At 69.4% G+C, this 26,244-nt stretch carries 24 protein-coding genes, 1 pseudogene and 1 riboswitch; of the genes and pseudogenes, 6 read left to right on the forward strand and 19 right to left on the reverse strand.

What is annotated here, in order from left to right; all coding sequences use genetic code 11:
• Positions 1–25: 25 nt before the first annotated feature.
• Positions 26–781, reverse strand: a complete 756-nt coding sequence (locus tag AB0M63_RS44220) for a metallophosphoesterase (RefSeq protein WP_366023362.1) — start codon at positions 779–781, stop codon at positions 26–28.
• A 338-nt stretch (positions 782–1,119) separates the two neighbouring features.
• On the opposite strand from AB0M63_RS44220, the gene AB0M63_RS44225 reads away from it, so the two are divergent.
• Positions 1,120–2,916, forward strand: coding sequence for an AMP-binding protein (locus AB0M63_RS44225; protein ID WP_355922316.1), 1,797 nt, complete (start codon positions 1,120–1,122; stop codon positions 2,914–2,916).
• A 27-nt stretch (positions 2,917–2,943) separates the two neighbouring features.
• On the opposite strand, the gene AB0M63_RS44230 is transcribed toward AB0M63_RS44225, so the two are convergent.
• On the reverse strand, positions 2,944–4,524 hold the full coding sequence (locus AB0M63_RS44230) for a GMC oxidoreductase (protein WP_366023363.1): 1,581 nt from the start codon (positions 4,522–4,524) through the stop codon (positions 2,944–2,946).
• 174 nt (positions 4,525–4,698) lie between these two features.
• Complete coding sequence (locus AB0M63_RS44235) at positions 4,699–5,841, reverse strand: glycosyltransferase family 4 protein (protein WP_366023358.1); 1,143 nt, start codon at positions 5,839–5,841, stop codon at positions 4,699–4,701.
• Between the two features lie 123 nt (positions 5,842–5,964).
• Here AB0M63_RS44235 and AB0M63_RS44240 point away from each other — a divergent pair, with 123 nt between their 5' ends.
• Positions 5,965–7,200, forward strand: a complete 1,236-nt coding sequence (locus AB0M63_RS44240; protein ID WP_355922310.1) for a glycosyltransferase 87 family protein — start codon at positions 5,965–5,967, stop codon at positions 7,198–7,200.
• A gap of 135 nt (positions 7,201–7,335) precedes the next feature.
• Here the strand turns inward: AB0M63_RS44240 and AB0M63_RS44245 are convergent, their stop codons facing one another.
• The gene (locus AB0M63_RS44245) at positions 7,336–8,655 is read right to left on the reverse strand and encodes an MATE family efflux transporter (protein ID WP_366023364.1); all 1,320 of its coding nucleotides are present in this window, start codon (positions 8,653–8,655) and stop codon (positions 7,336–7,338) included.
• Between the two features lie 97 nt (positions 8,656–8,752).
• On the opposite strand from AB0M63_RS44245, the gene AB0M63_RS44250 reads away from it, so the two are divergent.
• Positions 8,753–9,283 (forward strand): PadR family transcriptional regulator, encoded by a 531-nt coding sequence (locus AB0M63_RS44250; RefSeq protein WP_366023359.1) that lies wholly within the window; start codon positions 8,753–8,755, stop codon positions 9,281–9,283.
• Here the strand turns inward: AB0M63_RS44250 and AB0M63_RS44255 are convergent.
• From AB0M63_RS44255 to AB0M63_RS44275, 5 genes are all read right to left on the reverse strand, one after another.
• A complete protein-coding gene (locus AB0M63_RS44255) occupies positions 9,271–10,461 on the reverse strand; it encodes a hypothetical protein (protein WP_355922304.1) in 1,191 nt (396 codons plus the stop codon). The genes AB0M63_RS44250 and AB0M63_RS44255 overlap by 13 nt on opposite strands.
• A gap of 30 nt (positions 10,462–10,491) precedes the next feature.
• Positions 10,492–11,514 carry an NlpC/P60 family protein gene (locus AB0M63_RS44260; RefSeq protein WP_355922301.1) on the reverse strand — a complete coding sequence of 341 codons (1,023 nt, stop codon included), beginning with the start codon at positions 11,512–11,514 and terminating at the stop codon, positions 10,492–10,494.
• A gap of 220 nt (positions 11,515–11,734) precedes the next feature.
• Positions 11,735–12,769 carry an NlpC/P60 family protein gene (locus AB0M63_RS44265; protein ID WP_355922298.1) on the reverse strand — a complete coding sequence of 345 codons (1,035 nt, stop codon included), beginning with the start codon at positions 12,767–12,769 and terminating at the stop codon, positions 11,735–11,737.
• A 222-nt stretch (positions 12,770–12,991) separates the two neighbouring features.
• Positions 12,992–14,335: an NYN domain-containing protein gene (locus AB0M63_RS44270; RefSeq protein WP_355922295.1), complete on the reverse strand. Its 1,344-nt coding sequence runs from the start codon at positions 14,333–14,335 to the stop codon at positions 12,992–12,994.
• A gap of 52 nt (positions 14,336–14,387) precedes the next feature.
• On the reverse strand, positions 14,388–14,627 hold the full coding sequence (locus AB0M63_RS44275; RefSeq protein WP_286257438.1) for a hypothetical protein: 240 nt from the start codon (positions 14,625–14,627) through the stop codon (positions 14,388–14,390).
• 161 nt (positions 14,628–14,788) lie between these two features.
• Between AB0M63_RS44275 and AB0M63_RS44280 the strand changes: the two genes are divergently transcribed.
• Together AB0M63_RS44280 and AB0M63_RS44285 are read left to right on the forward strand one after the other, a co-directional pair.
• Positions 14,789–15,523: a rhomboid family intramembrane serine protease gene (locus tag AB0M63_RS44280; protein WP_355922291.1), complete on the forward strand. Its 735-nt coding sequence runs from the start codon at positions 14,789–14,791 to the stop codon at positions 15,521–15,523.
• Positions 15,520–15,801: an Lrp/AsnC ligand binding domain-containing protein gene (locus AB0M63_RS44285; protein WP_355922288.1), complete on the forward strand. Its 282-nt coding sequence runs from the start codon at positions 15,520–15,522 to the stop codon at positions 15,799–15,801. The genes AB0M63_RS44280 and AB0M63_RS44285 overlap by 4 nt, the downstream gene beginning before the upstream one ends.
• On the opposite strand, the gene AB0M63_RS44290 is transcribed toward AB0M63_RS44285, so the two are convergent.
• The 7 genes from AB0M63_RS44290 to AB0M63_RS44320 form a co-directional block, all read right to left on the reverse strand.
• Positions 15,798–16,475, reverse strand: coding sequence for a hypothetical protein (locus AB0M63_RS44290; RefSeq protein WP_355922285.1), 678 nt, complete (start codon positions 16,473–16,475; stop codon positions 15,798–15,800). The two genes, AB0M63_RS44285 and AB0M63_RS44290, sit on opposite strands and share 4 nt — an antisense overlap.
• Positions 16,476–16,485: 10 nt before the next feature.
• Complete coding sequence (locus AB0M63_RS44295) at positions 16,486–17,859, reverse strand: aminotransferase class V-fold PLP-dependent enzyme (RefSeq protein WP_355922282.1); 1,374 nt, start codon at positions 17,857–17,859, stop codon at positions 16,486–16,488.
• Between the two features lie 126 nt (positions 17,860–17,985).
• Positions 17,986–18,102, reverse strand: a riboswitch (SAM riboswitch).
• A 76-nt stretch (positions 18,103–18,178) separates the two neighbouring features.
• Entirely contained in the window at positions 18,179–19,243 is a 1,065-nt protein-coding gene (gene trpD / locus AB0M63_RS44300) for an anthranilate phosphoribosyltransferase (protein WP_355922279.1), read from the reverse strand.
• Positions 19,244–19,374: 131 nt separating this feature from the next.
• Positions 19,375–21,030, reverse strand: coding sequence for a cytochrome bc complex cytochrome b subunit (locus AB0M63_RS44305; RefSeq protein ID WP_355922276.1), 1,656 nt, complete (start codon positions 21,028–21,030; stop codon positions 19,375–19,377).
• On the reverse strand, positions 21,027–22,082 hold the full coding sequence (locus tag AB0M63_RS44310; RefSeq protein WP_355922273.1) for a Rieske 2Fe-2S domain-containing protein: 1,056 nt from the start codon (positions 22,080–22,082) through the stop codon (positions 21,027–21,029). The genes AB0M63_RS44305 and AB0M63_RS44310 overlap by 4 nt, the downstream gene beginning before the upstream one ends.
• A complete protein-coding gene (locus AB0M63_RS44315) occupies positions 22,079–22,888 on the reverse strand; it encodes a c-type cytochrome (RefSeq protein WP_355922270.1) in 810 nt (269 codons plus the stop codon). Before AB0M63_RS44315 ends, AB0M63_RS44310 begins: the two co-directional genes overlap by 4 nt.
• 80 nt (positions 22,889–22,968) lie before the next feature.
• Positions 22,969–23,589, reverse strand: coding sequence for a heme-copper oxidase subunit III (locus tag AB0M63_RS44320; RefSeq protein ID WP_019067823.1), 621 nt, complete (start codon positions 23,587–23,589; stop codon positions 22,969–22,971).
• 169 nt (positions 23,590–23,758) lie between these two features.
• On the opposite strand from AB0M63_RS44320, the gene AB0M63_RS44325 reads away from it, so the two are divergent.
• Positions 23,759–24,160 (forward strand): hypothetical protein, encoded by a 402-nt coding sequence (locus AB0M63_RS44325; RefSeq protein ID WP_355922266.1) that lies wholly within the window; start codon positions 23,759–23,761, stop codon positions 24,158–24,160.
• Positions 24,161–24,231: 71 nt separating this feature from the next.
• Here the strand turns inward: AB0M63_RS44325 and AB0M63_RS44330 are convergent, their stop codons facing one another.
• From AB0M63_RS44330 to AB0M63_RS44340, 3 genes and pseudogenes are all read right to left on the reverse strand, one after another.
• Positions 24,232–25,494 carry an Ig-like domain-containing protein gene (locus AB0M63_RS44330; protein WP_366023360.1) on the reverse strand — a complete coding sequence of 421 codons (1,263 nt, stop codon included), beginning with the start codon at positions 25,492–25,494 and terminating at the stop codon, positions 24,232–24,234.
• A gap of 130 nt (positions 25,495–25,624) precedes the next feature.
• Complete coding sequence (locus AB0M63_RS44335; RefSeq protein WP_355922260.1) at positions 25,625–26,023, reverse strand: cytochrome c oxidase subunit 4; 399 nt, start codon at positions 26,021–26,023, stop codon at positions 25,625–25,627.
• A pseudogene (locus AB0M63_RS44340) lies at positions 26,020–26,244 on the reverse strand (cytochrome ubiquinol oxidase subunit I); the annotation flags it as partial. The pseudogene AB0M63_RS44340 and the gene AB0M63_RS44335, both read right to left, overlap by 4 nt.

The following is a 26,244-nucleotide window of genomic DNA, read 5'->3' on the forward strand; positions in this document are numbered from 1 at the left end:
CCCTACCTGCGGACATCGGGGGCGGTCACCATTCCAGCGCCCAGGGCTTCCCGCTCCCCGCGAAGTGCCCCACGTTCACGCACTCGGTCGCCCCGATCCGCATCCGCCGTACGAGCGGCTGGTGGACGTGTCCGAAGAGTGAATAGCGGGGCCGGGTGCGGCGGATGGCGTCCAGGAGGGCCCGGCTGCCGCGCTCGAAGCGGCGCGCGACGGTGTCGTAGACCAGCTCGGGGACCTCGGGCGGGATGTGGGTGCACAGGACGTCGACCTCGCCGACGGCCTCGATCTTGGCGGCGTACTCCTCGTCGTCGATCTCGTACGGCGTGCGCATGGGGGTGCGCAGGCCGCCGCCGACGAAGCCGAAGGTCCAGCCGCCGATCTCGATCCGCTCGCCGTCGAGCACGGTCGTGCCGGGTCCGGCGTACTCGGGCCACAGGTTCGGCATGTCGACATTGCCGTAGGTGGCGTACGTCGGGGTGGGGAACGCGGCGAACATCTCCGCGTACTGCTTGCGCACCGCCTTCTCGATCAGGGCCGCGCGGTCCCCGCCGACCGCCTCCCAGAGGCGGGCGCCGAGTACGCGGGCCTCCTCGAAGCGGCGGGCGGTGCGCAGCTCGACCAGGCGGTCGGCGTTCTCCTCGCCGAACAGCTCGGGGAAGATGCCGCGCGTGTGGTCGGCGTAGTCGAGGAAGAGGACCAGGTCGCCCAGGCAGATCAGGGCGTCGGCACCCTCACCGGATCTGGCCAGGTCACGGGCGTTGCCGTGCACATCGCTGACCACATGTACGCGTGTCCCGGAGTTTCCGGATGGTGTGGGTGCCATGGCGATCAAGGGTAGGCGTGTGCGGCAAACGTGAACAGTGGCGGCCGAGCCTGTGGTTACTGGCCAGTGAAGAAAGGGGTGGACTACTGTGCGCGAGGAAACACCAATCTGTGTGACGCAGCGAACATCTCGCCGGGACCCCCTGTCGTAGAGGCCATACCGGCGGGTAACGTCCGGGCAGTCCAGTCGTGCTCAGGATTTCAACCACCGATTCCTGACGCACCTGCCCGAGCCTTGGACCGGACCGTCGCATCACACAACGTCGTGGCGCCGGCGCCCTATGAGGAGCAGCAGTCTTGCGCGAGTTCAGCCTTCCGGCTTTGTACGAGGTCCCTGCGGACGGCAATCTGACCGACATCGTCCGTAGAAACGCCGCGCAGCACCCAGATGTCGCCGTCATCGCCCGCAAGGCGAACGGCGGCTGGCAGGACGTGACCGCCACGGTCTTCCTCGCCGAGGTGCACGCCGCCGCCAAGGGGCTCATCGCCTCCGGCGTCCAGCCCGGCGACCGGGTCGGCCTGATGTCCCGCACGCGGTACGAGTGGACGCTGCTCGACTTCGCGATCTGGTGTGCGGGCGCGATCACCGTGCCGGTGTACGAGACCAGCTCCCCGGAGCAGGTGCAGTGGATCCTGAGCGACTCGGGCGCCACCGCCGTGGTCGTGGAGCAGGACGGGCACGCCGCCGCCGTCGAGTCGGTGCGGGAGCACCTGCCCGCGCTCAAGCACGTCTGGCAGATCGACGCCGGCGCGATCGACGAGCTGGGCCGCGCGGGCAAGGACGTCACCGACGCCACGGTCGAGGAGCGCAGCTCACTGGCGAAGGCCGACGACCCGGCGACCATCGTCTACACCTCCGGTACGACGGGCCGCCCCAAGGGCTGTGTGCTCACTCACCGCAGCTTCTTCGCGGAGTGCGGCAACATCGTGGAGCGGCTGCGCCCGCTGTTCCGCACCGGCGAGTGCTCGGTGCTGCTGTTCCTGCCGCTGGCGCACGTCTTCGGGCGGTTGGTGCAGATCGCCCCGATGATGGCGCCGATCAAGCTGGGCCTGGTCCCGGACATCAAGAACCTCACCGACGAACTGGCCTCGTTCCGGCCGACGTTGATCCTCGGCGTGCCGCGCGTCTTCGAGAAGGTCTACAACTCGGCGCGCGCCAAGGCGCAGGCGGACGGCAAGGGCAAGATCTTCGACAAGGCCGCGGACACCGCGATCATCTACAGTCGCGCGCTGGACACCCCGTCGGGTCCCTCGCTCGGTCTGAAGATCAAGTACAAGACGTTCGACAAGCTCGTCTACAGCAAGCTGCGCGCGGTGCTCGGCGGCCGGGGCGAGTACGCGATCTCCGGCGGCGCCCCGCTGGGCGAGCGCCTGGGTCACTTCTTCCGCGGTATCGGCTTCACGGTCCTCGAGGGCTACGGCCTGACCGAGTCCTGCGCGGCCACCGCGTTCAACCCCTGGGACCGGACGAAGATCGGTACGGTCGGCCAGCCGCTGCCCGGTTCGGTGGTGCGCATCGCGGACGACGGCGAGGTGCTGCTGCACGGCGAGCACCTGTTCAAGGGCTACTGGAACAACGAGGCCGCCACGGCCGAGGCGCTGGCCGACGGCTGGTTCCACACCGGGGACATCGGCACCCTCGACGAGGACGGCTACCTCAGGATCACCGGCCGCAAGAAGGAGATCATCGTCACCGCGGGCGGCAAGAACGTCGCCCCGGCCGTGATCGAGGACCGCATCCGCGCGCACGCGCTGGTCGCGGAGTGCATGGTCGTCGGCGACGGGCGGCCCTTCGTGGGCGCGCTGGTCACCATCGACGACGAGTTCCTGGGCCGCTGGGCGGACGAGCACGGCAAGCCGGCGGGTTCCACCGCGGCGTCGCTGCGCGCGGATCCGGACCTGGTGCAGGCGATCCAGGACGCGGTCGACGACGGCAACGCCGCGGTGTCGAAAGCGGAATCGGTGCGGAAGTTCCGCATTCTGTCCTCCCAGTTCACGGAGGAGTCGGGCCATCTGACGCCGTCGCTGAAGCTCAAGCGCAATGTGGTGGCCAAGGACTACGCGGACGAGATCGAGGCCATCTACCAGAAGTAGACGGGTAGTTGGGGTTCTGCCCGGTGCTCAGAAGTCCTCGGCGAGGACCCGTTCCAGCGTGCGCTCGGCGAGCGCGGTGATGGTGACGAACGGGTTCACGCCGATGTTGCCGGGCACCAGCGAACCGTCCGTGATGTACAGCTTCGAATACCCCTTCACCCGGCCGTAGTTGTCGGTCGCGTTGCCCAACACGCAGCCGCCGAGCGGGTGGTAGCAGAAGTCGTCCGCGAACACCTTGCCGCTCGACCCGAACAGGTCGGACCGGTAGACCGTCACGTTCGCCGAGTTGATCCGGTCGAACAGCTTCTTGGCCATGGCGACCGAGACCGCGCTCTGGGCCGCGGTCCAGCCCAGTTTCACCGTGCCGCTCGCCGAGTCGTAGGTGAAGGACGCCCGTTGGGGGTTCTTGGTGATCGCCAGATAGAGGCTCACCCAGGTCTCGAACCCGATGGGCAGCGGGGCGATCTCCGCGAAGACCGGGTTGTCGGTGTTGGCCCAGTCGTCGATGCCCATGACCGGCATGGTCGCCTGGTTGGCGCCGGTGGTGTCCCAGATGTGGTTGGCGCGGCCCAGCATGGTGTTGCCGTTGGGCCCCCAGCCCGCCCCGACCGAGGAGTTGAGCGCGGGCAGGGTGCCCGTGTCCCGGGCGCGGACGAGGAGTTCGGTGGTGCCGAGGCTGCCGCCGCCGAGGAACAGATAGGTGCAGCTGTACTGCTTGGTCTCGACGACCGCGCCGGTGTTGTCGATCCGGTCGACACTCAGGACGTACGACCCGTCGCTCGCCCGCGTGACGGCCTTGACCTTCTCCAGGGTGTGGATGGTGACCTTGCCGGTGCCGAGCGCGGCGGCGAGATAGGTCTTGTCGAGGCTCTTCTTGCCGTAGTTGTTGCCGTAGATGACCTCCTGCGCGAGCGCGGACTTGGTGGCGGTGCCGGCCGCTTCCTTCTGCATGTAGCCGAAGTCGTAGACGTTGGGCACGAAGGTGGTCTTGAGGCCGGTGTTGGCGGCGGCCTTCCTCGACGTACGGGTGAACTGGTACCACTCGGTCGACTCGAACCAGGTGGGGTCGATGGTGTTGACGCCGAGCATGGTGCGGGCGCGCGGGAAGTACGTGCCGTACATCTGGGTGGCGTCCACGCTCGGGAACTGCTCGGTGAAGTACGACTGGAGCGGGGTGACCGCCATGCCCCCGTTGACCAGCGATCCCCCTCCCACGCCCCGGCCGACGTAGACGGACATGTTGTCGTAGTGCACGCGGTCCAGGACGCCGGGGTAGAGACCGATGTCCTTGTTGACGACGTCCAGCCACAGGAAGGTGGCGAGGGGGGCCTCGGTGCGGGTCTTGAACCACATGGATCTCTGGTCCGGGGCGGCGGTCGAGCAGAAGATCTTGCCGTCGGAGCCGGGGGTGTTCCAGAGCCTGCCCATCTCCAGGACGAGGGTGGTGATGCCGGCCTGGCCGAGCCGGAGGGCGGCGACCGCCCCGCCGTAGCCTGAACCGACGACGATCGCGGGGGCGGATTCGACGGCCGCGGGTTCGGCGGCCTGCGCGGACTGGAGACCGATACGGGTGAGACCGGCCGCGGCGGCGGTCTGGAGGGCGACCATGCCCAGGATTTGACGTCTCGTCAGCTGATGCTGCGTCAGTTTTACTGTCATGTGCGCAGCATGTGCGGATTATTCGGTTCCGCCTAGAGGTACTGCCGAGTACCGGTCACTTTGGTTCGGTCCTTTGTCGGAGCTCTGGCGGAGCCCCTTGCCGCAGCCCCTTACAGCAGCGCCTTACAGCAGCGCCTTCAGCCGCTCGGCGAGGAGGTCCCAGCGCCACCGCTCCTCGACCCAGCGGCGCCCCCGCTCGCCCATGTTCCGCCGCAGCTCCGGGTCGTCGAGCAGCGCGACGATCCGATCGGCGGCCTCCTCAGGGGAGCCGCCCCGCACGACCCAGCCGGTCTCGCCGTCGAGCACCGCGTCGGGCGCGCCGCCGGAGTCACCGGCCACGACGGGCAGCCCGGTGGCGGACGCCTCCAGGTAGACGATGCCGAGCCCCTCCACGTCGAGCCCGCCGCGCCGGGTCCGGCAGGGCATCGCGAAGACGTCACCGGCGCCGTAGTGCGCGGGCAGTTCGGCCCAGGGCACGGAGCCCGTGAAACGCACCGAGTCGCTCACGCCGGTCTCCCGCACGAGCCGGCGCAGGTCCTTCTCGTACGGTCCGCCGCCCACGATCAGCAGGACGGCGTCGGGCTGCCGGGCAAGGATGCGCGGCATGGCGAGGATCAACGTGTCCTGCCCCTTGCGCGGCACGAGCCGCGAGACGCACACCACCACGGGCCGGTCACTCAGCCCGAGCCGCGCCCGGACCTCGTCGCCGCCGGACCCGGGGTGGAAGACCTTCTCGTCGACGCCTGGCGGCAGTTGGACCATCCGAGCGGCGGCCTCCGGACTGAGTGCGGCGGCGATCCGCGACCGCGTGTACTCCCCGAGGTAGGTGATCGTGTCCGTGGACTCCCCGATCCTGCCCAGGAGTTGACGCGAGGCGGGCAACTGCGCCCACCCGGCCTCGTGCCCATGGGTCGTGGCCACCAGCCGCTCGGCACCCGCCTTCCGCAGCGCGGGCGCCATCAGCCCGAGCGGCGCCGCCGCCCCGAACCACACCGCCGTACACCCGTGTTCCCGCAGCAGTCCGACGGCCGTACGGGTCGCCGCGGGCGTCGGCAGCAGCATGGTCGTGGCGTCCCGTACGACGGTGAAGGGCTGCTCGGCGTCGAAGGCGGCGGTCGCCTCGACACCCTCCCGGCCGCGCTTCCAGGTCGAGGCGTAGACGACGAGCCGCTCGGGCTCCAGCCGCAGCGCCATGTTGTGCAGAAAAGCCTGGATGCCACCGGGCCGGGGCGGAAAGTCATTGGTCACGATCAGGGTCTTGCGCACGCGGCAGACCTTACCCGGGGTGGACTCACAGGTCGGCACGGCCGTGCTTCATGGCTCTCGCACAGTCCTTCGGGAGATCATGTGGCCCTCATATGCGGCATCCGGCACGGAACAGGGGCTGACGTGGAGATTGCGGGCGCGAGACGGCGGCTGGCGGCGCTGCTGGGGACCTGGGGCCTGACTCGGGTCGTCCTGCTGCTGTTCGTCTTCAAGGTGCTCGTGTTCCCGGGGCCGGACGTCACCAGCGACGTGTCGGTGATCTACCAGGGGTGGTTCGAGACGCTGCGCCACGGCGGTTTCCCGCTGGACGACGTCACCTGGCAGTACCCGCCCGCCGCGGCCCTCCCGATCCTCGCCCCCGCGCTCCTGGGCTTCCTGGACTACGCCTCGGCGTTCTTCGTCCTCGCCTTCCTCGCCGACCTGACCGTCCTGGCCCTGCTCCTGTACACGGGCCTGCGCCCCGGCCGCACCCTGCGCGGTGCCTGGGTGTGGGTGGCGGGCGTACCGCTCCTCGGCCCGACCGTGTACGCGCGCTACGACGTGATGGTGACCGCGGTCGCCGTGGCCGCGCTGCTCGCGGGCGCCCGCCATCCCCGGGTGATGGGCGCCCTCGTCGGCTTCGGGGCGCTGCTGAAGGTATGGCCCGCACTGCTTCTGCTGGGCGCGGTCAAGCGCCGGGCGTGGGGCGCGGCGGCGGTGACCGTGGTGGTGGTCGCCTCCCTCTTCGCGGTGTCGATGCCGGGCGCGTTCGCGTTCCTGACCTTCCAGCGCGAGCGGGGCACGGAGGTGGAGTCGCTGGGCTCGCTGGTCTTCCACGTGGCCCGGCACTTCGGCTGGCAGGGCCAAGTGCTCCTGAACTACGGCTCGGTGGAGTTCGTCGGCCCCTACGTCAACTGGGTCAGCACGGCAGCCCTCGGCCTCACCGCGATCGCCTTCGGCTGGCTGATGCTCTGGCGCCTGATGGCGGCCCGCTTCCTCCCCCACACTCTCGCGGACGCGGCCTTCGTGGCGGTCCTGATGTTCACGGTCACCAGCCGGGTGATCAGCCCCCAGTACGTCGTCTGGCTGATCGGCCTCGCCGCCGTCTGCTCCTGCTTCCGGGCCAGCCGTATGAAACTCCCGGTCACACTGGTCCTGGCGGCCGCCTTCGTCACGGTTCTGGAGTTCCCCATCTGGTTCGCCCACGTGGTCGCCAGCGACGGCACGGGCATCACCCTCCTGCTCCTCCGCAACGGCCTGCTGATCGCCGCGGCCATCACGGCGGCACGCGAACTGTGGCGGGCATCGGTCACCTGGGCGGACGTACCGCCACTACCGAGTCAGGCGACGCGCTCGAAGGCGACTTCGGCGTCATCCTGAGGCCGGGCGCGCCGCGGAAACAGGAGGGCGACGACGGCGCACTGCACCCGCATCGCGAGCGCCAGCGCCAAAGTCGGACCACGGCGAACTCCGGCGAACCTCGATCACCTGGCCAGACGCCCCACCCCTCCCCACTCAAGCAACCCGCCCAAAGGCAACCTCAACACCCTCCCGGGACCGAGCCCGCCGCCAGAACAACACGGCCACCACCGCACACTGCACCCCCATCGCGCCCGCCAACGCCAGACACACCCCGACCAACCCGAGCCCCAACAACCCATACGCCAACAGCAGTTGGACCACCGTGCCGAGCACCGTCACCCGTAGGAGCACCCCCGCTCCCCCGCTCCCCTCGAAAACCCCGCCCAGCGCGATGAAGCCGGCCATCAGCAGCAGGTAGGGGCCGATGCAGCGCAGGAACAGGGCGCCCTGGTGGGCGACTTGGGGGCCGGCGCCGAAGGCGGACATGATCCAGGGGGCGGTGGCGCAGAGCAGCAGGGTCGCCGTCACGCCCAGCGCGCCGGACACGAGCAGTGCCTCGCGGCCGATCGCCCGGCGCTCGTCCCGGCCCGCCCCGCGCAGTCGCGCGGTGTGAATGGCGGCGGCCTGCCGCACGGAGTAGAAGGCCATCGTCGCCACGTACAGGACCTTGTAGGCGATGGCGTACGCGGCCACCGCCGTCACCCCGAGCCGTGCCACGATCGCGACCAGGGCCAGCGTGCCGGTCTGCCGGACGGTGAAGTCCGCGGACATGGGCAGGCCGGTGGTGAGCGTCCGGCGCAGGGCGGCAGCCACGGGCTCGGCGGGGGCGGCCCTGGTCGTCCGCAGCAGGGCGTTGCGGCGCAAGGCGCGCAGCCCCACCCCCAGCGCCACCGCCCTGCACAGCACGGTCGAGGCGGCCGCGCCCCGGACGCCGTAGAGGTGGATGAGGAACGGGTCGCAGCCGAGGATCAGGCCGTTGGCCAGCAGGGCCAGCCGCATCGGGGTTCTCGTGTCGCCCGCGCCCTTGAGGATGCCGTCGACGAGCTGCTGGACGTAGAAGACGGCGATGCCCGGGAGCGAGATCGCGAAGTAGGCGACCGCGAGCGGGAGTTCGGGGCCCGTGCCGCCGAGGACGAGGCGGGCCAGGGGTTCGCGGAGCAGGAAGCCGGCCGTGACGACCACCGGTGTGACCAGGGCGCACAGGGCCCAGCCACCACGCACGGCGGACCGTACGGCGGCCGGGTCACGGGCTCCTCTCGCATGGGCGACCAGCACGGTCGTACCGGAGGCGAAGACCAGGGCGACGCCCAGCAGGACGTTCTCGACGTTGGTCGCGACGGCCACGGCGGCGACGGCCGGGCCGCCGAGCCGGGAGACCCAGACGGTGTTGATGATCCCGGCGGCGACGGAGGCGAGGAGCGAGAAGTAGACGGGATGGGCGAGCGATACGAGCTGCTTGCGGTGGGTGTTCACGACCACCGGACCCCCTCGACACGAGCTACTGGCTACCTCTATTCGAGGTAGCTCGATAAGAGGTAGCATCAGTCGCATCGAGTGCGCAAGGAGAAACATGCTGGAGCTGTCGATCCTCGGCTTCCTGGCCGAACAACCGCTGCACGGCTACGAGTTGAAGGAACGCATCAAGGCGCTCAGCGGCCACGTCCGCCCGGTCAGCGACGGCGCGCTCTACCCGGCGATCACCCGCCTGGTCACCGCCGGCAAGCTAGACCAGCGCACGGAGGAGGGCGCGAGCGCGGCCCCGCGCCGGGTCCTGTCCCTCACCGACAGGGGCCGCGAGGACCTGCTGGAACGGCTCCGGCACCCCAGGCAGGCCGAGATCACGGACCACGTCCGCTTCAACACGATCCTGGCCTTCCTGCGGCACCTGCCCGACCCTCACGAACAGGCCGCCGTGCTGCGCCGTCGGCTGGACTTCCTGGAGACCCCGGCCAGCTTCTTCTACCGGGACGGCGAGCCCGTACGGGCGGAAGAGACCGAAGACCTGTTCCGGCAGGGCATGTTGAGGGTCGCGCGGGCGACGGGCGCGGCCGAGCGGGAGTGGCTCGCGGAGGCCATCGGCCAACTGGATCAGGCGAGTTGAGTCTTCAGGTAGTCGCGCCACTGTGCGGTGAAGTCGTCCAGTGAGATGCCGAGGACGTTCTTCATCGCGTCCTCCACCGCGCCTGCTCGCTGCTTGTGGGTGCCAACGGCCCGGTAGAACCTGCCTAGTTGGGCCGTGCCCCAGCGGTCCTCGATCATTCGGCAGGCCAGCCAGCCACCCTCGTAGGCCTGTGCCAAGTCGGTGGCCTCGCCGCTGAAGCCGAAGTCCTTGTCGGTGGGGAGGGCGGTCGGGAGGATGCCGTCCTGGACGGCATGGGACAGCTCGGGGGCGGCCTGGGTCGCGGTGCGGCCCGTGCCCCGGTAGCCGATCCAGTCGGCGTAGCCCTCCGAGAGCCAGAGGGGGGTGGCGGGCGTGGTGTTGGCCCGGGTGGCGACATGGGTCGTCTCGTGGGTCAGCACGACCTGCTTGCCGACCGGGCCGAGGAGGGCGTACGCGTCCGGGTTGACGATGATCCGGTCCGCCGGTGCGTGGCCCGAACCGCCCGCCTCCCCCGTGGTCACCGCGGCGATGCCCCGGTAGGAGGCCGCCGGTGAGCCCAGGAGCCCCGCCATGCCGTCCAGGGAGCCGGGGACGAGCACGACGACGTGCCGGGTCCAGTCCGTGCCCCAGGCGTCCGACACGGCCGGTACGGCGTGGTCGGCGAGGGAGCGGTAGTCACGCAGGCTGTCGGCGTCCTGCCCGACCCCCATCACGACGCTGTGCGCGCCCTTGAGGACGCTCACCTTCCCCTGGTCCCAGAGCTGCTGGCCGGACTTCTTCGCGGGCTTGTCGGAGTCGACGTACCACTGCCCGTCCGCGGTGAGCCGGAGGGTGAGCGTACGGCCGACGGTGACGGGTGAGGTGTCGTAGCCCCGGACGCGGTAACCGAGTTCGGCGGCGGCGGTCGCGGTGGCGCCGGTGCGGTGCAGCGAGGTGAGCCGGTAGGACCAGGCCGCCAGCGGTACGGCGCTCAGGTTCTCGTACGCCGTGCGCGAGCCGGTCCGCGCGTACGCCGTCTCGTCGTGGTGCAGGACGGCCGTCGCCTGGGCGTCCAGGAGGCGCTGCACCTCCGCCTTGGCGCTGTCCGCCGCCGGTTGTCCGCCGCAGCCCACGAGGGAGCCGAGCAGCAGACACAGCGCGAGCACTCCGGAGCTCGACGCCCGCCTACGACCAGTCACTTCCCGATCGTACGACCCTTTCGCGCGGGTTCAGACCCTCGTGACCGACGAGACCGGCATCATCCCGACCGGGTCGTAACGCACGGGTGCGCCGGGGTAGGGCGCGTGGATCACCTGGCCGTTGCCGACGTACATCGCGACATGGCTGGCGTCGGAGCGGTAGACGACCAGGTCGCCGGGCTGGGCCTGGGAGAGCGGGATCTGCCGGCCGGCGTAGCGCTGCTGCTGCGAGGTGCGCGGGAGGTGGACTCCTGCCTGGGCGTACGACCACTGCATCAGGCCGGAGCAGTCGAAGCCGCCGGGGCCGTTGGCGCCCCAGATGTAGGGCTTGCCGAGGGCGGACTGGGCGGCGGCCACCGCGGCGGCGGCGCGGCCCGAGGAGGGGACGCCGGCGCCGAGGTCGGGGATGTCCTCGCGGGAGGAGCGGGAGGCCCGGTCGAAGGCGGCGCGTTCGCCGAGCGGCATCCGGTTGAGCAGTTGCCGGGCCTTGGCGAGTTTCCGTTCGACGGTCTTCTTGTGGGTGGCGACGGCCTTGCGGCTGCGCTCCAGTTCGGCGAGGTGCCCGGCGGCCTCGGTGCGCTCCTGGGCGAGTTCGCGCATGGCGTCCTGGAGGTCCTTGAGCTCACCCGCCTGCTGGGTGGTGATCCGGTCGAGGACGGAGGCCTTGTCGAGGTAGTCGGCCGGGTCGTCGGAGAACAGCAGCGCGACGGTGGGGTCGATGCCGCCGGAGCGGTACTGGGCGCCGGCGAGTGAACCCAGCGCGTCCCGCATGGTGTTGATGCGCTGCTGCTGGCGGGCGATCCGGTCCTGGGCGTCGCTCACCTGCCGGTGCAGCTGCCCGGCGCGCTCGTCGGCCTTGTCGTAGGCCTCGGTCGCCTTTTCTGCCTCCTGGTAGAGCCGGTCCACCTCGGCCCGGCTGTCGTCGTGCGGCGCGGCCACGGCGGAGGTGGCCGGCAGGGCGCCGAGGGCCGCCGCGGCGGCGGACAGAACACACACCGCGGCACTGGCGCCTCGGTCGAACCCGGACGGTGCAAGGCGACGACGGGATCCCACGGGAAGCCGCACTCCTTCCGCTGGCGGACACGGACCGCTCCCCCGGTGCGGGGAAACGCGCCAGACAGTAGCTCTGTGAAGGGGTGCGGGCCAAAGACCTCCGCGGGCACACAACGTGACACCCCGCCTATGACGCAGGTCATGGGCGGGGCGTGGAGTCAGCGTGGTGTGTCGTAATTCGCCCGTTCGGGCGGACCGGAAGGACCGGACGAGGACCGGATCAGATCCGGACGCCGAACTCGAAGGTCATGTTGCTGATCGACTCGTAGCGCACCACGGCACCGGTGTGCGGCGCGTGCAGCACCTGGCCGTTGCCCGCGTAGAGGCCGACGTGGTGGTAGTCGCCGTAGAAGATGACGAGGTCGCCGACCTTGAGGTCGCTCTGGCTGTAGATGCGGGTGCCGGCGTTCGCCTGCGCCTCGGAGGTGCGCGGGATGGAGACGCCGGCCTGCGCGTAGGCCCAGGAGGTGAGGCCGGAGCAGTCGAAGGAGGACGGGCCGGAGGCGCCGTAGACGTACGGCGAGCCGATCACGGACTGGGCGGCGGCGAAGGCGGAGGCGGCGCGGCCGGAGGCGGAACCGGTGCTGCCGAGGTCCACCCGGGAGGTGGAACGGCTGGCGGCCTGGGCCTGCTCCTGGTCGAGGGCGGCCTTCTCGGCGGCCGTCAGCGTGTTCAGCAGCTTCTGGGCCGCCGCCAGCTTGGCCTTGACCTCGTCCTTCTTCTTCTTGAGCTCGGTGCGGGTGGCGGAGAGGTCCTTGAGCTTGGTGCTCGCCTCCGCGCGCTCCTGGGCGAGTTCGCGCTGCTTGCCCTGGATCTTCGTCAGTGCCTCGACCTGCTGAGCGCTCAACTGGTCCATGGTGGACGCCTTGTCGAGGTAGTCGCTCGGGTCCGAGGACAGGAAGAGCTGGATCGACGGGTCGATGCCGCCGGTGCGGTACTGGGCGCTCGCCATCGTGCCGAGGCCGTCGCGGAGCTTGTTGAGCTCCTCCTGGCCGCGGGCGACATTGTCCTGGATGGTCGAGATCTCTTTCTGGAGCTTGTCCTGCTTCTCCTGAGCCCCGTCCAGCTTCTCGGTGGCCTGCTCGGCCTGCTCGTAGAGGGCGTCGACCTTCGCCTTGACCTCGTCCTTGCTGGGCTTCTCGCTCGGCGCGGCGTTGGCGGCCTGGGCACTGAGAGCAACGGCGGCTGCGGCTGCGGTGGTCAGCACGGTGACACGCGCGCGGCTCGGCTGCTTCGGTCGACGATGGGACGCCACGGAGTCGAGCTCCTTCTATTGAGTGATCACCCGTTCGGAGGTTCGAGGCATGACCCTAGTGACGTTCCTGTGATCAGTTCAAATCCTCACACGAAAAAATGCCGTCACTCAAAGCATTCTTTGCACATAACCCACATGCAGTGATGGCCGGTTGACGCTACGTTGCGTGACGGTTCGGTCAATTCCGGCATTAAACCTGTACGTTGACCTTCACGACACTCGTCATGACAGTCGCTTGAGGAGTACCGCGGAAGCGACGGGCCGCGCGCCCGCCTTCGCGATGCCGTCGGCCACCTCGCGGTCGGTCGAGGCGACGATGACCGGCCGGCCCGGCGGCTCCGCGCGCACCAACTGGCGGATCAACTCGTCGGCGGTGACGCCCGGTTTGGAGAACAGCACCCGCACTCCGCGCGGCGGCGCGAGCAGCACCGGCGCGGCCAGCTCGGCCCCGTCGAAGACACAGGTGACCTCGGCGCCGGTCTGCGCGGCGAGCTGGGAGAGCTGCCCCAGGAGTCTCAACCGCTGTTTCTCCAGGGGCATTTGGGGATAGCCGGTCTTGGTGACGTTGTAGCCGTCGACAACCAGGTGCGCCTGCGGCAGCGCGAGCAGTTGGTCGAGGATCGCGGGGTCGTGCTCGGACAGCGCCCGCGCGGCGATGTCCTTCGGGGTCATTCGTCCCGGTTCGACCGCGTCGACGGTCTCGGCGGGCCGTACGGAGACGGGCGGCAGCGCCAGTTCGCGGCGCAGCCCCTGGGTCGCCTCCAGCACGGTGTCGAGCAGCAGCCGGACCCGCATGTCCTCGACGCTGCGCCCCTCCCGGGCCGCCTTGCGGGTGGCCTCCAGAGCCGCCTCCGCCTCACTGAGCCGCGCCTTGAGCCGCCGGGTCTCGATCTCGCCCGCGGACAGCTGCGCCTGCCCCTCGGCGCGCGCGGCGTCCGTCTCGGCCCGCAGCTTGCGCAGCGCGGCCTCGCCGCGCTTGATGTCGCTGTGGGCGGAGCGCAGCTTGCGGTGAAGCGATTCCGCTTCCTTCTTCGCCGCGTCCAGCTCGGTGCGCAGCCGCTCGGTCTCGGTCCGGGTCGCGTCCCGCGCCTGGGCCAACTCCTCGCGCATCCGCTCCAGTTCGGCCCGGCTCTCCTCGTCCGCGCGCTCGGCGTCGGCGCGCAGCGCCTCCTCGCCGGCGGCGGTCACCAGCTTCACCCAGCCGGTGGGGCGCAGAACATAGGCCGCGGCCGCCACGTCCAGCGGATCCGCGGCCGGGGGCGGCGAGCCGGAGTCGAGAGCGCCGGTGAGTTCCGGCTGGGCCTCTCTGAGCTTCTCCCCGATCCGCTGCCGGAACAGTGGATCGGTCTCCAGGGCGGCGGCCATGGCGTTGCCGGCGAACTTGGCGCGCCGGTTGGGGGCGAAGCGGGCGTACTGCCGTAGCTGCGTGGGCAGTTCGGCGACGGTGAGCCCACCGAAGCCGTCGGAGACGATCTGTACGACCCTCCTCCGCACGCCGTCGGGCAGCGGACGGTCGAGCACCTCGGCGGCGCCGTCGCCCGGCCCCCCGCCTGAGTTCTCGTCCATCCCTCACACCCCAAGCTGCGTCTTCTCAACGCGTGTGCGGGGCCGCTCCCTCTCAGGAGTCGGCGCCCGGCCTGTCCACCAGTTCCACCTGATCCACGGCGTTGCACCAGCGGCAGCGCACCGACTCGATGGTCTCACTGACCACCTCGCGCTCCTCCACCTTCGGCTCACCGGCCAGGTCCAGGTGGAGGTACTCCACGACCTTCGACGAGCGCGTCACATCGAAGCGCGTGAGGTTGCCGCAGAGGGTGCAGCGCCACCGCGTCGAGGCGGTCGGCAGGGGAACCGTCATCGTGGCTGTCCGCTTCCTTCTTGTTCGAGTTTCCGTGATCGCCGATTTCCCCGGCGATCGTGGCTCGTAACCCTACGGCCTGGCGGGTACTCGCCGCTCGGCCGTCCACAGCGGCGAGGCACTCTGTCCGGACACGTCCCGTTACGTCATGCTCTGTATCCATGATCAGGAACTGGGGAACAGCGGGTGTCCGGGCGATCCGGAACACCTCGGCACCGATGACATACGCGCTGATCGCCCTGTGCTGCCTGATCTTCGCCCTCGGCCCGGCCTCGGGCTTCGTCCCGTCCTACGGCACCGGGGACGCCCTGCTCAGCGCCCAGCGGGCGTATTTCCGCCACTGGGGCGTGGTACCGGCCGACCTGTTCGCGAGCCCCACCCGGGATGCCCTCACCCCGGTCACGGCCCTTTTCATCCACGGTAGCTGGGTCCATCTGCTCGGCAACATGCTCTTCCTCTACGTCTTCGGAGCGATGACCGAGGAGCGGCTGGGCCGGGTCGAGTTCACCCTGTTCTACGTGTGCTTCGGCTACCTGGCGCTGCTGGGCTACGCGGTGGCCAACGCCGACTCCGCACAGTCACTGGTCGGCGCGTCCGGGGCGATCTCGGCGGTCCTCGGGGCGTTCCTGTACTTGTTCCCCCGGGCCCGCGTGACGAGTCTCCTCCCCTTCCTCTTCTTCCTGCCGCTGCGCTTTCCCGCCTGGGTCGTCCTGCCGTTCTGGGCGGCCCTGCAGTGGCTGGCGGCGGGCCAGGCCGCCCAGGGGCCGGGGGTGGCGTACCTCGCCCACCTCGTCGGCTTCACGCTGGGCTTCTGCTACGCGTGGGTCAGATTCGGTCGTACGACTAGAGTGAAACCCGCCCCAGCAACGGTCCCCGAGGGAGAGAACCAGCCGTGATCACCGCGATCGTCCTCATCAAGACCAGCGTGGACCGGATTCCGGAGATCGCCGAGTCGATCGCCGCGCTGGATTGCGTGAGCGAGGTCTTCTCCGTCACCGGTACGTACGACCTGATCGCGATGGTCCGGGTGCGCCGGCACGAGGACCTGGCCGAGGTCATCCCCGGCCGGATCAGCAAGATCCCCGGGGTGGAGGGGACGGACACGCACGTGGCGTTCCGGACGTACTCCCAGCACGACCTGGAGGCGGCGTTCGCGATCGGGCTGGACTCCTAGCGGGCGCTCAGCCGCTTCCACAGGGTGACCAGCGCGCCCCAGTTCACGACCTCCCAGGCCGGTAACTCGGTGCGGTGACCATCAGCGTCCTGCAGGGAGAGCCGGGCGTCGTGCGGCCGCAGCCACCACGCGGACGGGATCGGCCAGTCGGGCACGTCGACGTCGAGACACGGCTCCCGCAGTTCGTCCCACCGGTACACAGACCGACCGCCTGGGCCGAACACCCCACGCGCGTCCGCCGTGAGCGGGCCGAAGGTGATCTGTCGGCCCGCCTCGATACGGTCCAGCATCGCGGGCACCTGAGCGTCGGCCACACGCCACCGTACGTGGTCCACGACGGACCGTACGAGACGGTTCTCGGGACGCTCCCGGTCCGCCGCCCCGAACTCGATCTGCCACTCGTCGAGAAGGAAGCCCTGTTCCGTCCCGTCGCCGAACCGCAGCCGGTGACGGTGGCCCAAGGTGTACCAGCCCATGTCGTGGCGCTCGTCGGCCACTCTGACGTTCACGTCGACGGTCGAGCGCCAGTGCGTCACGTCCGCCCAGCGCCGGACCCGCGCACCACGTACGAACCCCTCCTCGTACAGCTGGACGGGCCTGCCTCCGAGGAGCCGCGGCGCACGCCGTACGACCGCCTCGGCCAGCGGCTCGCCCAGTCCCGTCGGAGTCCCCACCCCTGAATGGTCACACGGCAGGCACGCAACGGCCGTCCTGCGTACGGTAGTTCCACTTCGCGCCGTCGTTCACCAGCTCCGTCACCGCGGTCACGAAACGCTCCACGTGCTCGTCCGGGGTGCCCGCGCCGAAGCTCACCCGGATCGCGTTGAGGGACTTCTCGCCGGGGGCGGCCTCGGGGGCGCCGCACTCGCCCTGGGTCTGCGGGTCGCTGCCGAGCAGGGTGCGGACCAGCGGGTGGGCGCAGAAGAGGCCGTCGCGGACGCCGATGCCGTACTCGGCGGAGAGGGCGGCGGCGAAGTGGGAGCTGTTCCAGCCCTCGACGACGAAGGAGATGACGCCGACGCGCGGGGCGTCGTCGCCGAAGAGGGAGAGCACCTTGACCTGCGGGACCTCGGCCAGGCCCGCGCGGACCTTCTCGATCAGGTGCCGCTCGCGCGCGACCAGTGTGTCGAAGCCGGCCTCGGTCAGCGCCTTGCAGGCCGACGCGATGGAGTAGGCGCCGATGACGTTCGGGGAGCCGGCCTCGTGCCGGGCCGCGCTGTCGTGCCACTCCACGTCCACTCCCCCGTCCTCGCGCCGGCTGACCTTGCGGCTGGCGCCGCCGCCCGCGAGGTAGGGGTCGGCGGCCTGGAGCCAGTCGGCTCGGCCTGCCAGGACACCGGAACCGAAGGGGGCGTACAGCTTGTGGCCGGAGAAGGCGACCCAGTCGACGTCGAGGTCCTGGACGGAGACCGGGTGGTGCGGGGCGAGTTGGGCGGCGTCCAGGACGATCCGGGCGCCGTGGGCGTGCGCGGCGGCGGCGAGTTCACGGACCGGCCACAGCTCGCCGGTGACGTTCGAGGCACCGGTCACGCAGACCAGGGCCGGGCCCTTCGGGTCCCGGGCGGCGAGGGCCCGCTCCAGGGTGTCGACCGCCTGGCGCGGGGTGCGCGGGGCGTCGAGGTAGGTGACCTCGGCGTCCTTCCACGGCAGCAGGGACGCGTGGTGCTCGGTCTCGAAGACGAAGACCTGGCAGTCGGCGGGGAGGGCCGCGGCGAGGAGGTTGAGGGAGTCGGTGGTGGAGCGGGTGAAGATCAGCTGGTCGTCGGGGCGGCAGCCGAGGAACTCCTCGACCGTCCTGCGGGCGTTCTCGAAGAGATCCGTGGAGAGCTGCGAGAGATAGCCGGCGCCGCGGTGGACGCTGCCGTAGTAGGGGGCGTAGGCCGCCACGTCGTCCCAGACGCGCTGGAGGGCGGGGGCGCTGGCCGCGTAGTCGAGCGCCGCGTAGGTGACCTCGCCGCCCGTGACGAGCGGGACGGTGACATCACGGCCGAGAACGGGCAGCGGCCCTGAAATGTCACTGCAAATGGTGCGGGCGGCGGCAGCGGTGGAGACAGACATGGCGCACTCCTGTGAGAGGCAAGGAAAAGTGAAAGGGGGACGCGGAAGCGGGGCTCAACGCCCTATCGCATTCGCTTGCTCACAGAGGGCTCCCTCGATGACCAGGACCCCTGGTGTCTTTCGAGGGGCCCGCGCTTGCCGCAGACCTCGCTGCCTACGGCCTGGTCTTCACCCGGGGCACCCCGCCACGGACGGAGGGTTGCCGGACAGTCGGCCGGGGCCGTATGACTGTCACTCATGACCTGACGCGAAAACTTACGTGAGGTGATCGTCGTCCCGCAACCCGTGTCCGGATCGCGGGACGACGACCGCCGTACCGCTATGCGTTGGTCGCGGCCGCCCAACGCTCCAGAGTGCGCTTGGCGGCCCCCGAGTCGATCGACTCCGCGGCCTTCTCCATCCCGCCCCGGATCCGGTCCGCCAGCGGCCCGTCCCCCGGTTCCAGGGCCACCAGGGCGGCCGCCGAGTTCAGGAGTACGGCGTCCCGCACCGGGCCCGTCTCGCCGTCCAGGAGACGGCGGGCGACGCCCGCGTTGTACTCGGGGTCGGCGCCGCGCAGGGCCGCCACGGGGACCAGTTCGAGGCCGACGTCCCGGGGGTCGAAGGACTCCTCGGTGACCTTGCCGTCGCGGACGATCCACACCCGGGAGGTGGCGGTGGTCGTCAGCTCGTCGAGGCCGTCGTCACCTCGGAACACCAGCGCGGACGAACCGCGTTCGGCGAGCACCCCGGCGATCAGCCCCGACATCCGGGTGTCGAAGCAGCCGACCGCCGAGGCGGTGACCCGGGCCGGGTTGGTGAGCGGGCCGAGGAGGTTGAACGCAGTCGGGATCGCCAGGTCCCGCCGGACCGCGCCGACGAACCGCATCGAGGGGTGGAACTTGGCCGCGAAGCAGAAGGTGATCCCGGCCTCCTCCGCCACCCGCGCCACCTGCTCGGTCGGCAGGTCCAGGTTGATGCCGAGCTTCTCCAGCACGTCGGAGGAGCCGCTCGCCGAGGACGAGGCGCGGTTGCCGTGCTTGACGACCTTCGCACCGGTGCCTGCGATCACGATCGCGGACATCGTCGAGATGTTGACCGTCTTGGCCCGGTCGCCGCCCGTACCGACGATGTCGACGGCCGGCCCCGGGATGTCCAGCGGCTTGGCGTGCGCGTACATCGCCTCGACGAGACCGGTGATCTCCTCGACCGTCTCCCCCTTGGCGCGCAGCGCCACCAGGAAACCGGCGACCTGCGCGTCCGCCGCCTCACCGCTCATGATGCGGTCCATCGCCCAGGCCGTGTCGGCGGTGCCGAGGTCATGACCGGCGAGCAGGGAACTGAGGAGATCGGGCCAGGAACGGCCCGCCGCGGTGTCGCCTCCAGCGGGGGTCACAGCGCTCATACGGCCGCTCCTGGGTGTCGTACTTCAAATAATGGTGTGAGTCCCACCCTATCCAGCCGGGGGTACGGCAAAGGGCCCCGTCCGGGGTTCGGACGGGGCCCTTCGACCGTGGCGTGGCGACGCCTCAGCGATCAGTGGTGGCCGTGGCCGCTCGTGATCTCCTTGTACTCCTCGACGGTGGGCTTGGGGATCTGGGACTCCTCGCCGTAGTACGCCTCGCTCAGCTTGGCGCGCAGCTTCTCGGAGCCCTTCACCTTGCGCTCGACACCGTTCTCGTCGACCGTCGCACCGATCGCGGCCGGCACGTACTGCTCGTGCGCGGTGAGCGTGTGCAGCGCGTCCTGGCTGAGCGGCTCGTGGATCTCGACGAACTCACCGTGCGGCAGGCGCTTGATGATGCCGGACTCGCGGCCGTGCAGCACCTTGTCCTTGTCGCGGCGCTGGAGGCCGAGGCAGACCCGCTTGGTGGCGAGGAAGACCAGCACCGGCACCACGAAGAAACCGACGCGCACGAACCAGGTGATCGAGTTGATCGACAGGTGGAAGTGCGTGGCCCAGATGTCGTTGCCGCCACCGACGAGCAGGACGAAGTACCACGAGATCCACGCGGCACCGAAGGCCGTACGGGTCGGGACGTTGCGCGGGCGGTCCAGGATGTGGTGCTCGCGCTTGTCGCCGGTGACCCAGGACTCGATGAACGGGTAGACCGCGATCGCGACCAGGACCAGCGGGAAGACCACCAGCGGGATGAACACGCCCAGGACGAGCGTGTGGCCCCAGAAGTTGATCTCCCAGCCCGGCATGACACGGATCAGGCCCTCGGAGAAGCCCATGTACCAGTCGGGCTGGGCGCCCGTGGACACCATGTCAGGACGGTAGGGGCCCATGGCCCAGATCGGGTTGATCGAGGCGATCGCCGCGACGGCCGCGATGACACCGAAGACCAGGAAGAAGAAGCCTCCGGCCTTGGCCATGTAGACCGGCAGCAGCGGCATGCCGACGACGTTGTTGTTCGTCTTTCCGGGGCCCGCGAACTGCGTGTGCTTGTGGTAGAAGACCAGGATCAGGTGGCCGACCACCAGACCGAGCATGATGCCCGGCAGCAGCAGGATGTGGATCGAGTAGAACCGGGCCACGAAGTCGCCGCCCGGGAACTCCCCGCCGAAGAGGAAGAACGACATGTACGTGCCGACGATCGGCACGGACAGGACCGCGCCCTCCATGAAGCGGACACCGGTGCCGGAGAGCAGGTCGTCCGGGAGCGAGTAACCGGTGAAGCCGGTGAACATGCCCAGGACGAACAGCAGGAACCCGAACAGCCAGTTGACCTCACGCGGCTTGCGGAACGCGCCCGTGAAGAACACGCGCATCATGTGTACGAACATGGCCGCGAGGAAGATCAGCGCCGCCCAGTGGTGGATCTGGCGGATCAGCAGACCACCGCGCACATCGAAGGAGATGTGCATGGTCGAGTTGAACGCCTCCGACATCAGCTGCCCCTGGAGCGGGACATAGCTGCCGTGGTACGTCACCTCGTTCATCGACGGGTGGAAGAACAGCGTCAGATACACACCCGTGAGGATGATGATGATGAAGCTGTAGAGGCAGACCTCGCCCAGCATGAACGACCAGTGGTCGGGGAAGATCTTGCGCATGTTGGACTTGGCCAGGGAGTAGATCCCCAGGCGTCCGTCCGCCCAGTCGGCTACGCGCTCGCCGGCCGGTGCCTTGTCGCGCCGCTCGCCCGCCGCGGCAGCGGCCGATGTCTGTGTCTCGTTGGTGCTCATCCGCGCTCCCAGAATGCAGGACCGACGGGCTCCTCGAAGTCGCCGAGCGCTTCGAGGTAACCCTCGTCGCTCACGCCGATGCGCAGCTGCGGCAGGGCGTGACCGGCCGGGCCGAAGATGACTCGGGCACCGTCGGAGAGGTCGAAGGTGGACTGGTGGCACGGGCACAGCACGTGGTGCGTCTGCTGCTCGTACAGGGAGATCGGGCACCCGACGTGGGTGCAGATCTTCGAGAAGGCCACGATGCCCTCGTGCGCCCACTCCAGTTCGCGCTTGTCCTTGATGTTCTCCGGCTGGAGCCGGACGATCATCAGCGCCGACTTGGCGATCTCGGTCTGGAACTCCTCGTCGGTCTCCTCCAGGCCCTCGGGCTTGGCGAAGGTGAGCGAGCCGACGGCCACGTCCGAGGGACGCAGCGGCAGGTTCGTGTTCATGTTGACGAGCAGCTTGCCCTTGGACCACAGGGTGTGGCGGAGCTTGGTGCCGGGCAGCGGGCCGAGGTCGCGCAGCAGCATGACGCCGGAGAGCGGGAACAGGGCCAGCGCGCCGAACATCGTGTTGCGGATCAGCTTGCGACGGCCGAGCGCCGACTCCTTGGCACCGTCCTTGAAGTCGGCCATGACCTTGGCCTTGACCTCGGGGGGCGCCTCGATCGCGTGCCGCTCGTCGGCGATCTCCACGTCGGACATCAGGGTGCGGGCCCAGTGGACCGCGCCCGCGCCGATGGTGAAGAGCGCTCCGCCGAGGGTCAGGCCCAGCGCGAAGTTCAGCGCGCTGATGTGACCGATCGGGAAGACGAAGATCGACTTGTCGGCGGGGATCGCCACGTACGAGGCGATGAAGCCGACCGTAAGGAGCATCGACAGCGTGAACAGGAAGGCGACGACGCGCTCGGACCGCTTGGCGGCCCGCTCGTCGATGTCCTGGACACGGTGCTCGTGCGGCGGCAGTCCCGGGTCGGCGAACGGGTCGTGCTCGTCCGCGACCGACACCGCGCCGTGCGCGTCCTGCTCAGCGGGCAGGTTCTCTTCTGGAATGTCTTGGCTACTCATGACTTCTTGGCCTTTGCGGTCCGAGCGGCGACCCAGACGGCTACCGCGATCAGCGCACCCAGACCGAAGATCCAGGCGAAGAGACCCTCACTGACCGGCCCGAGACCGCCCAGCTCAAGACCGCCGGGGCTCTCGGTGTTGTCGCCGTTGACCGCGTTGAGGTACGCGATGATGTCCTTCTTGTTCTTCGACGACAGCGTGGTGTCGGGGAAGGAAGGCATGTTCTGCGGGCCGGTCTGCATGGCCTCGTAGATGTGCTTCGGGGCAACGCCTTCGAGGCTCGGCGCGAACTTGCCGTGCGTCAGCGCGCCACCCTTGCCGGTGAAGTTGTGGCACTGGGCGCAGTTGGTGCGGAACAGCTCGCCGCCCTTGGCGATGTCCGAACCCTCCGGCCCGTACTCGTTCTTCGTCGGGATGACCGGACCGGCGCCCAGCGAGGCGATGTACGCCGCGAGCTGGTCGATCTCGGCCTGCGAGTAGATGACCTTCTTGGCCGGGATCTGAGCGCCCGGCTGCTGGGCCGGCATCCGGCCGGTGCCGACCTGGAAGTCGACCGCCGCGGACCCGACACCCACGAGGCTCGGAGCGTCGGAGGAGCCCTGACCGCCGGTGCCGTGGCAGCTGGCGCAGCCGACGGCGTAGAGCTTCTTGCCCTCGTCGATGGCGAGGGACTGGGCCGACTCGTCGGCCTGCGCCTTGCTCGCGGGCGCGAAGAAGGAGTACAGCACCCCAGTCGTCGCCAGCGCGAAGAGTAGGACGACGACCGCCGCCAGCGGATGGCGTCGTCGGGTGGAGAGCTTTTTCACGGATTACCCCGGTGTCAGGATCTTCTGCGTCGATGCTTCTGGAATGTGCGCTTCTTGGCTGCGCTCGGGATCGCGCCCGACTACTTGATCAAGTAGATCGTGGCGAAGAGGCCGATCCAGACGACATCGACGAAGTGCCAGTAGTAGGACACGACGATGGCCGCGGTCGCCTGTTCGTGGGTGAACCTCTTCGCCGCGTAGGTGCGGCCGAGGACGAACAGGAAGGCGATGAGGCCGCCCGTCACGTGCATGCCGTGGAAGCCGGTGGTCAGGTAGAACACCGAGCCGTACGGGTCGGAGGACAGCGACAGGCCGTCCTTCTTCACCAGCTCCGTGTACTCGAAGATCTGACCGCCGATGAAGATCGCACCCATCACGAACGTGATGATGAACCAGCCCCTGAGCTTCTTCACGTCCCCGCGCTCGGCGGCGAAGACGCCGAGCTGGCAGGTGAGGGAGGAGAGCACCAGGATCGTGGTGTTGGTCGCGGAGAACGGAAGGTTGAGATGGCTCGCCATCTCCTTCCAGTGATCCGGACCGGTCACCGATCGCAGGGTGAAGTACATCGCGAAGAGGGCCGCGAAGAACATCAGCTCGGAACTCAGCCAGATGATGGTTCCGACGCTGGTGAGGTTCGGCCGGTTGACCGACGGGTGCGCGTGCCCGGTTTCTACTGTCGTTGCTGTCGCCACGACCGACATTATGTCGGTCGCTTATCCCGCCCTCACTCCGGGGGGTGCCGTTCGGAGTGTCCGCACCGTGTGTACTGCCCGTATGGCCCATCGAAGCGGTGTTCCAACAGGTGTTGACGGCGTGTTCAAGGGAGTAGCATCCGCGCAACGGACCTTGGAACGGACCTTCGGAGGAAGCATGCAGCCGACCGCCACGGTGCTGGTCTACAGCGACGACTCCAACACCCGGGAGCAGGTACGGCTGGCCACCGGCAGGCGGCCGGCTCCGGACGCCCCGTTGGTCGAGTTCCTGGAGTGCGCCACGCCCGCCGCGGTCGTCAAGGAGCTGGACCGGGGTGGCATCGACGTCTGCGTCTTCGACGGCGAGTCCGTGCCGATGGGAGGCATGGGGTTGTGCCGTCAGGTCAAGGACGAAGTCTTCAACTGCCCGCCGGTGCTGGTCCTGATCGGGCGGCCGCAGGATGCCTGGCTGGCCACGTGGAGCCGCGCTGACGCGGCTGTGACGCTGCCGGTGGACCCTGTCGAGTTCGCGGCCTCGCTGGCCTCTCTGCTGCGCGAGAAGCGGGCCTTGAACGCCTAGTGGAACGAGGCGGCCCGCAGCCACGAGGCTGCGGGCCGTTCGTTGTTCCTCGCGTCCTTCCGGGGCGCGCCTCACACCGACTCTGGGCGCAGCCGTGCCACGTCCTGCGGCTTCGGGCCGTCCGGGGTTCCACCGACCAGGGCGCTGCCGCTCCGCCAGTTCTTCCAGCCCAGGTTCCAGTCGCCGAAACCGTTGCCGAACGGTTCCATCTCGTCGCCGTTCGAATTCACGACCTTCACCACATCACCCTCATGGATGGTGTCGAAGAACCACTCGGCGTTGCTGGTACTCATGCCGGTGCAGCCGTGGCTGACGTTCGCCGAGCCCTGGGAGCCGACGGACCAGGGGGCGGCGTGGACGTACTCGCCGCTCCAGGTGACGCGGGTGGCGTAGTACACGGGGAGGTCGTACGAGTCCGAGGAGCCCTCGGAGATGCCGACGGTGGTACCGCGCATCCGTACGAAGTACTCCTTGCCCAGTACGACCTTGACGCCGTTTCGGGTCTCGAAGCCGGGCTTGCCGGTGGTGACGGGGATCTCGTTGATCTCCTCGCCGTTCTTGTAGACCGTCATCGAGTGCGACGAGGCGTCCGTCACGGCGACGATCTTGTCGCCGGTGGTGAGCTTGAGGTCCTTGGACCTGCCGCCCCACAGGCGGTCGCTGATCTTCACGCCGTCGAGGTTGCTGTGGGCCTGGATGGTGGCGTGGACGGGCCAGAAGTCCTTGGGGCGGTAGTGGAGCGTCTTGTCGTCCACCCAGTGCCAGGCGCCCTCCACGGCGGGCACCGAGTCCACCCTGAGGGCGCGTTCCACGATGGCCCGCTGCGCCTTGTCCTTGACCGGCTTGTTCAGTTCGGCGGTGACCGGCTGCCCGACGCCGTACTGGCCCGCGTCCGGACCGAACTTCACGGTCAGGCTCTTCTTGGTGGTGGGCTTGCTGGTGTCGAAGGCGAGGACCTTGCGGCCGGGGGCGCCGTCCTCGTCCTCCGTGCTCACCCGCACCGTGTAGTGGGCGTTGGCGGCCAGCGGGGAGGTGCTGTGCCAGCGGCTGCCGTCGGCGGCGAGTTCGCCCGTGACGTAGCGTCCCGTGGCGTCCACGGCCGTCACGTCCGTGATACGCCCGTCGTCACCGGAGGCGGTGACCACCAGGGGCTTGTCCGGATCGGCCTTCTTGCCGTGGCCCGACGGGCCGTTGAAGGAGATCTGCCCTGCCGCGTCGTACGGCTTGGCCGACAGCGGGTTGCCGTCGGACCCGCAGGCGGTGACGCCCGCGCCGAGCGAGATCACCAGCAGGGTGCAGCCGACGACGGTGCGGGTGCGGGGAGTGTGGCTCATGACCTCACGCTAGGAAGCCTCGCCGGTTGCCGCGCGGTGGGTAACCCGGACGAGGGACCGGCGCTGCGGCAAAAGCGGGAGCCCGGACCCTCCTGACGGAGTGTCCGGGCTCCCGGCGGTGCGGTGCGTGCTACTGGGTGCGGTTTTCACCGCGGTAGTACTCGAAGACCCAGCCGAACAGGCCGATCATGATGAGCGGTGCCGAGAAGTACAGCAGCCACCAGCCGATGGCCACGCCGAGGAAGGCCAGCGCGCCGCCGATGCCGAGGGCGAGGGGCTGCCAGCTGTGCGGGCTGAAGAAGCCGACCTCGCCGGCCTCGTCCGCGACGTCGGCCTCCTTGTTGTCCTGCGCGAGCGTGTCGATCCGCCGGGCCGTGAAGCCCAGGTAGAAGCCGACCATGATGCACAGGCCGAAGGCCATGAAGAGGGCCGTGGTACCGGCCGCCTCCTTGGACCAGACGCCGTAGACGACGGCCGTGGCGAGCACGAAGACGCTCAGCCACATGAACATCCTGCCCTGGACCTTCACTTGCCCGCCTCCTTGCCGCCGGCGAGGGCCTTGTCACCGTGGTGCGCGTTCTCCAGCTGGTCCAGAGCGGCGATCTCCGGGTGGTGGAGGTCGAACGCCGGGGATTCGCTGCGGATGCGCGGGAGGGTGAGGAAGTTGTGCCGCGGGGGCGGGCAGGACGTGGCCCACTCCAGGGAGCGGCCGTAGCCCCACGGGTCGTCGACCTCGACCTTCTTGCCGTA

Origin of the sequence: Streptomyces sp. NPDC051576, assembly GCF_040681835.1 — a bacterium.
GTDB lineage: Bacteria > Actinomycetota > Actinomycetes > Streptomycetales > Streptomycetaceae > Streptomyces.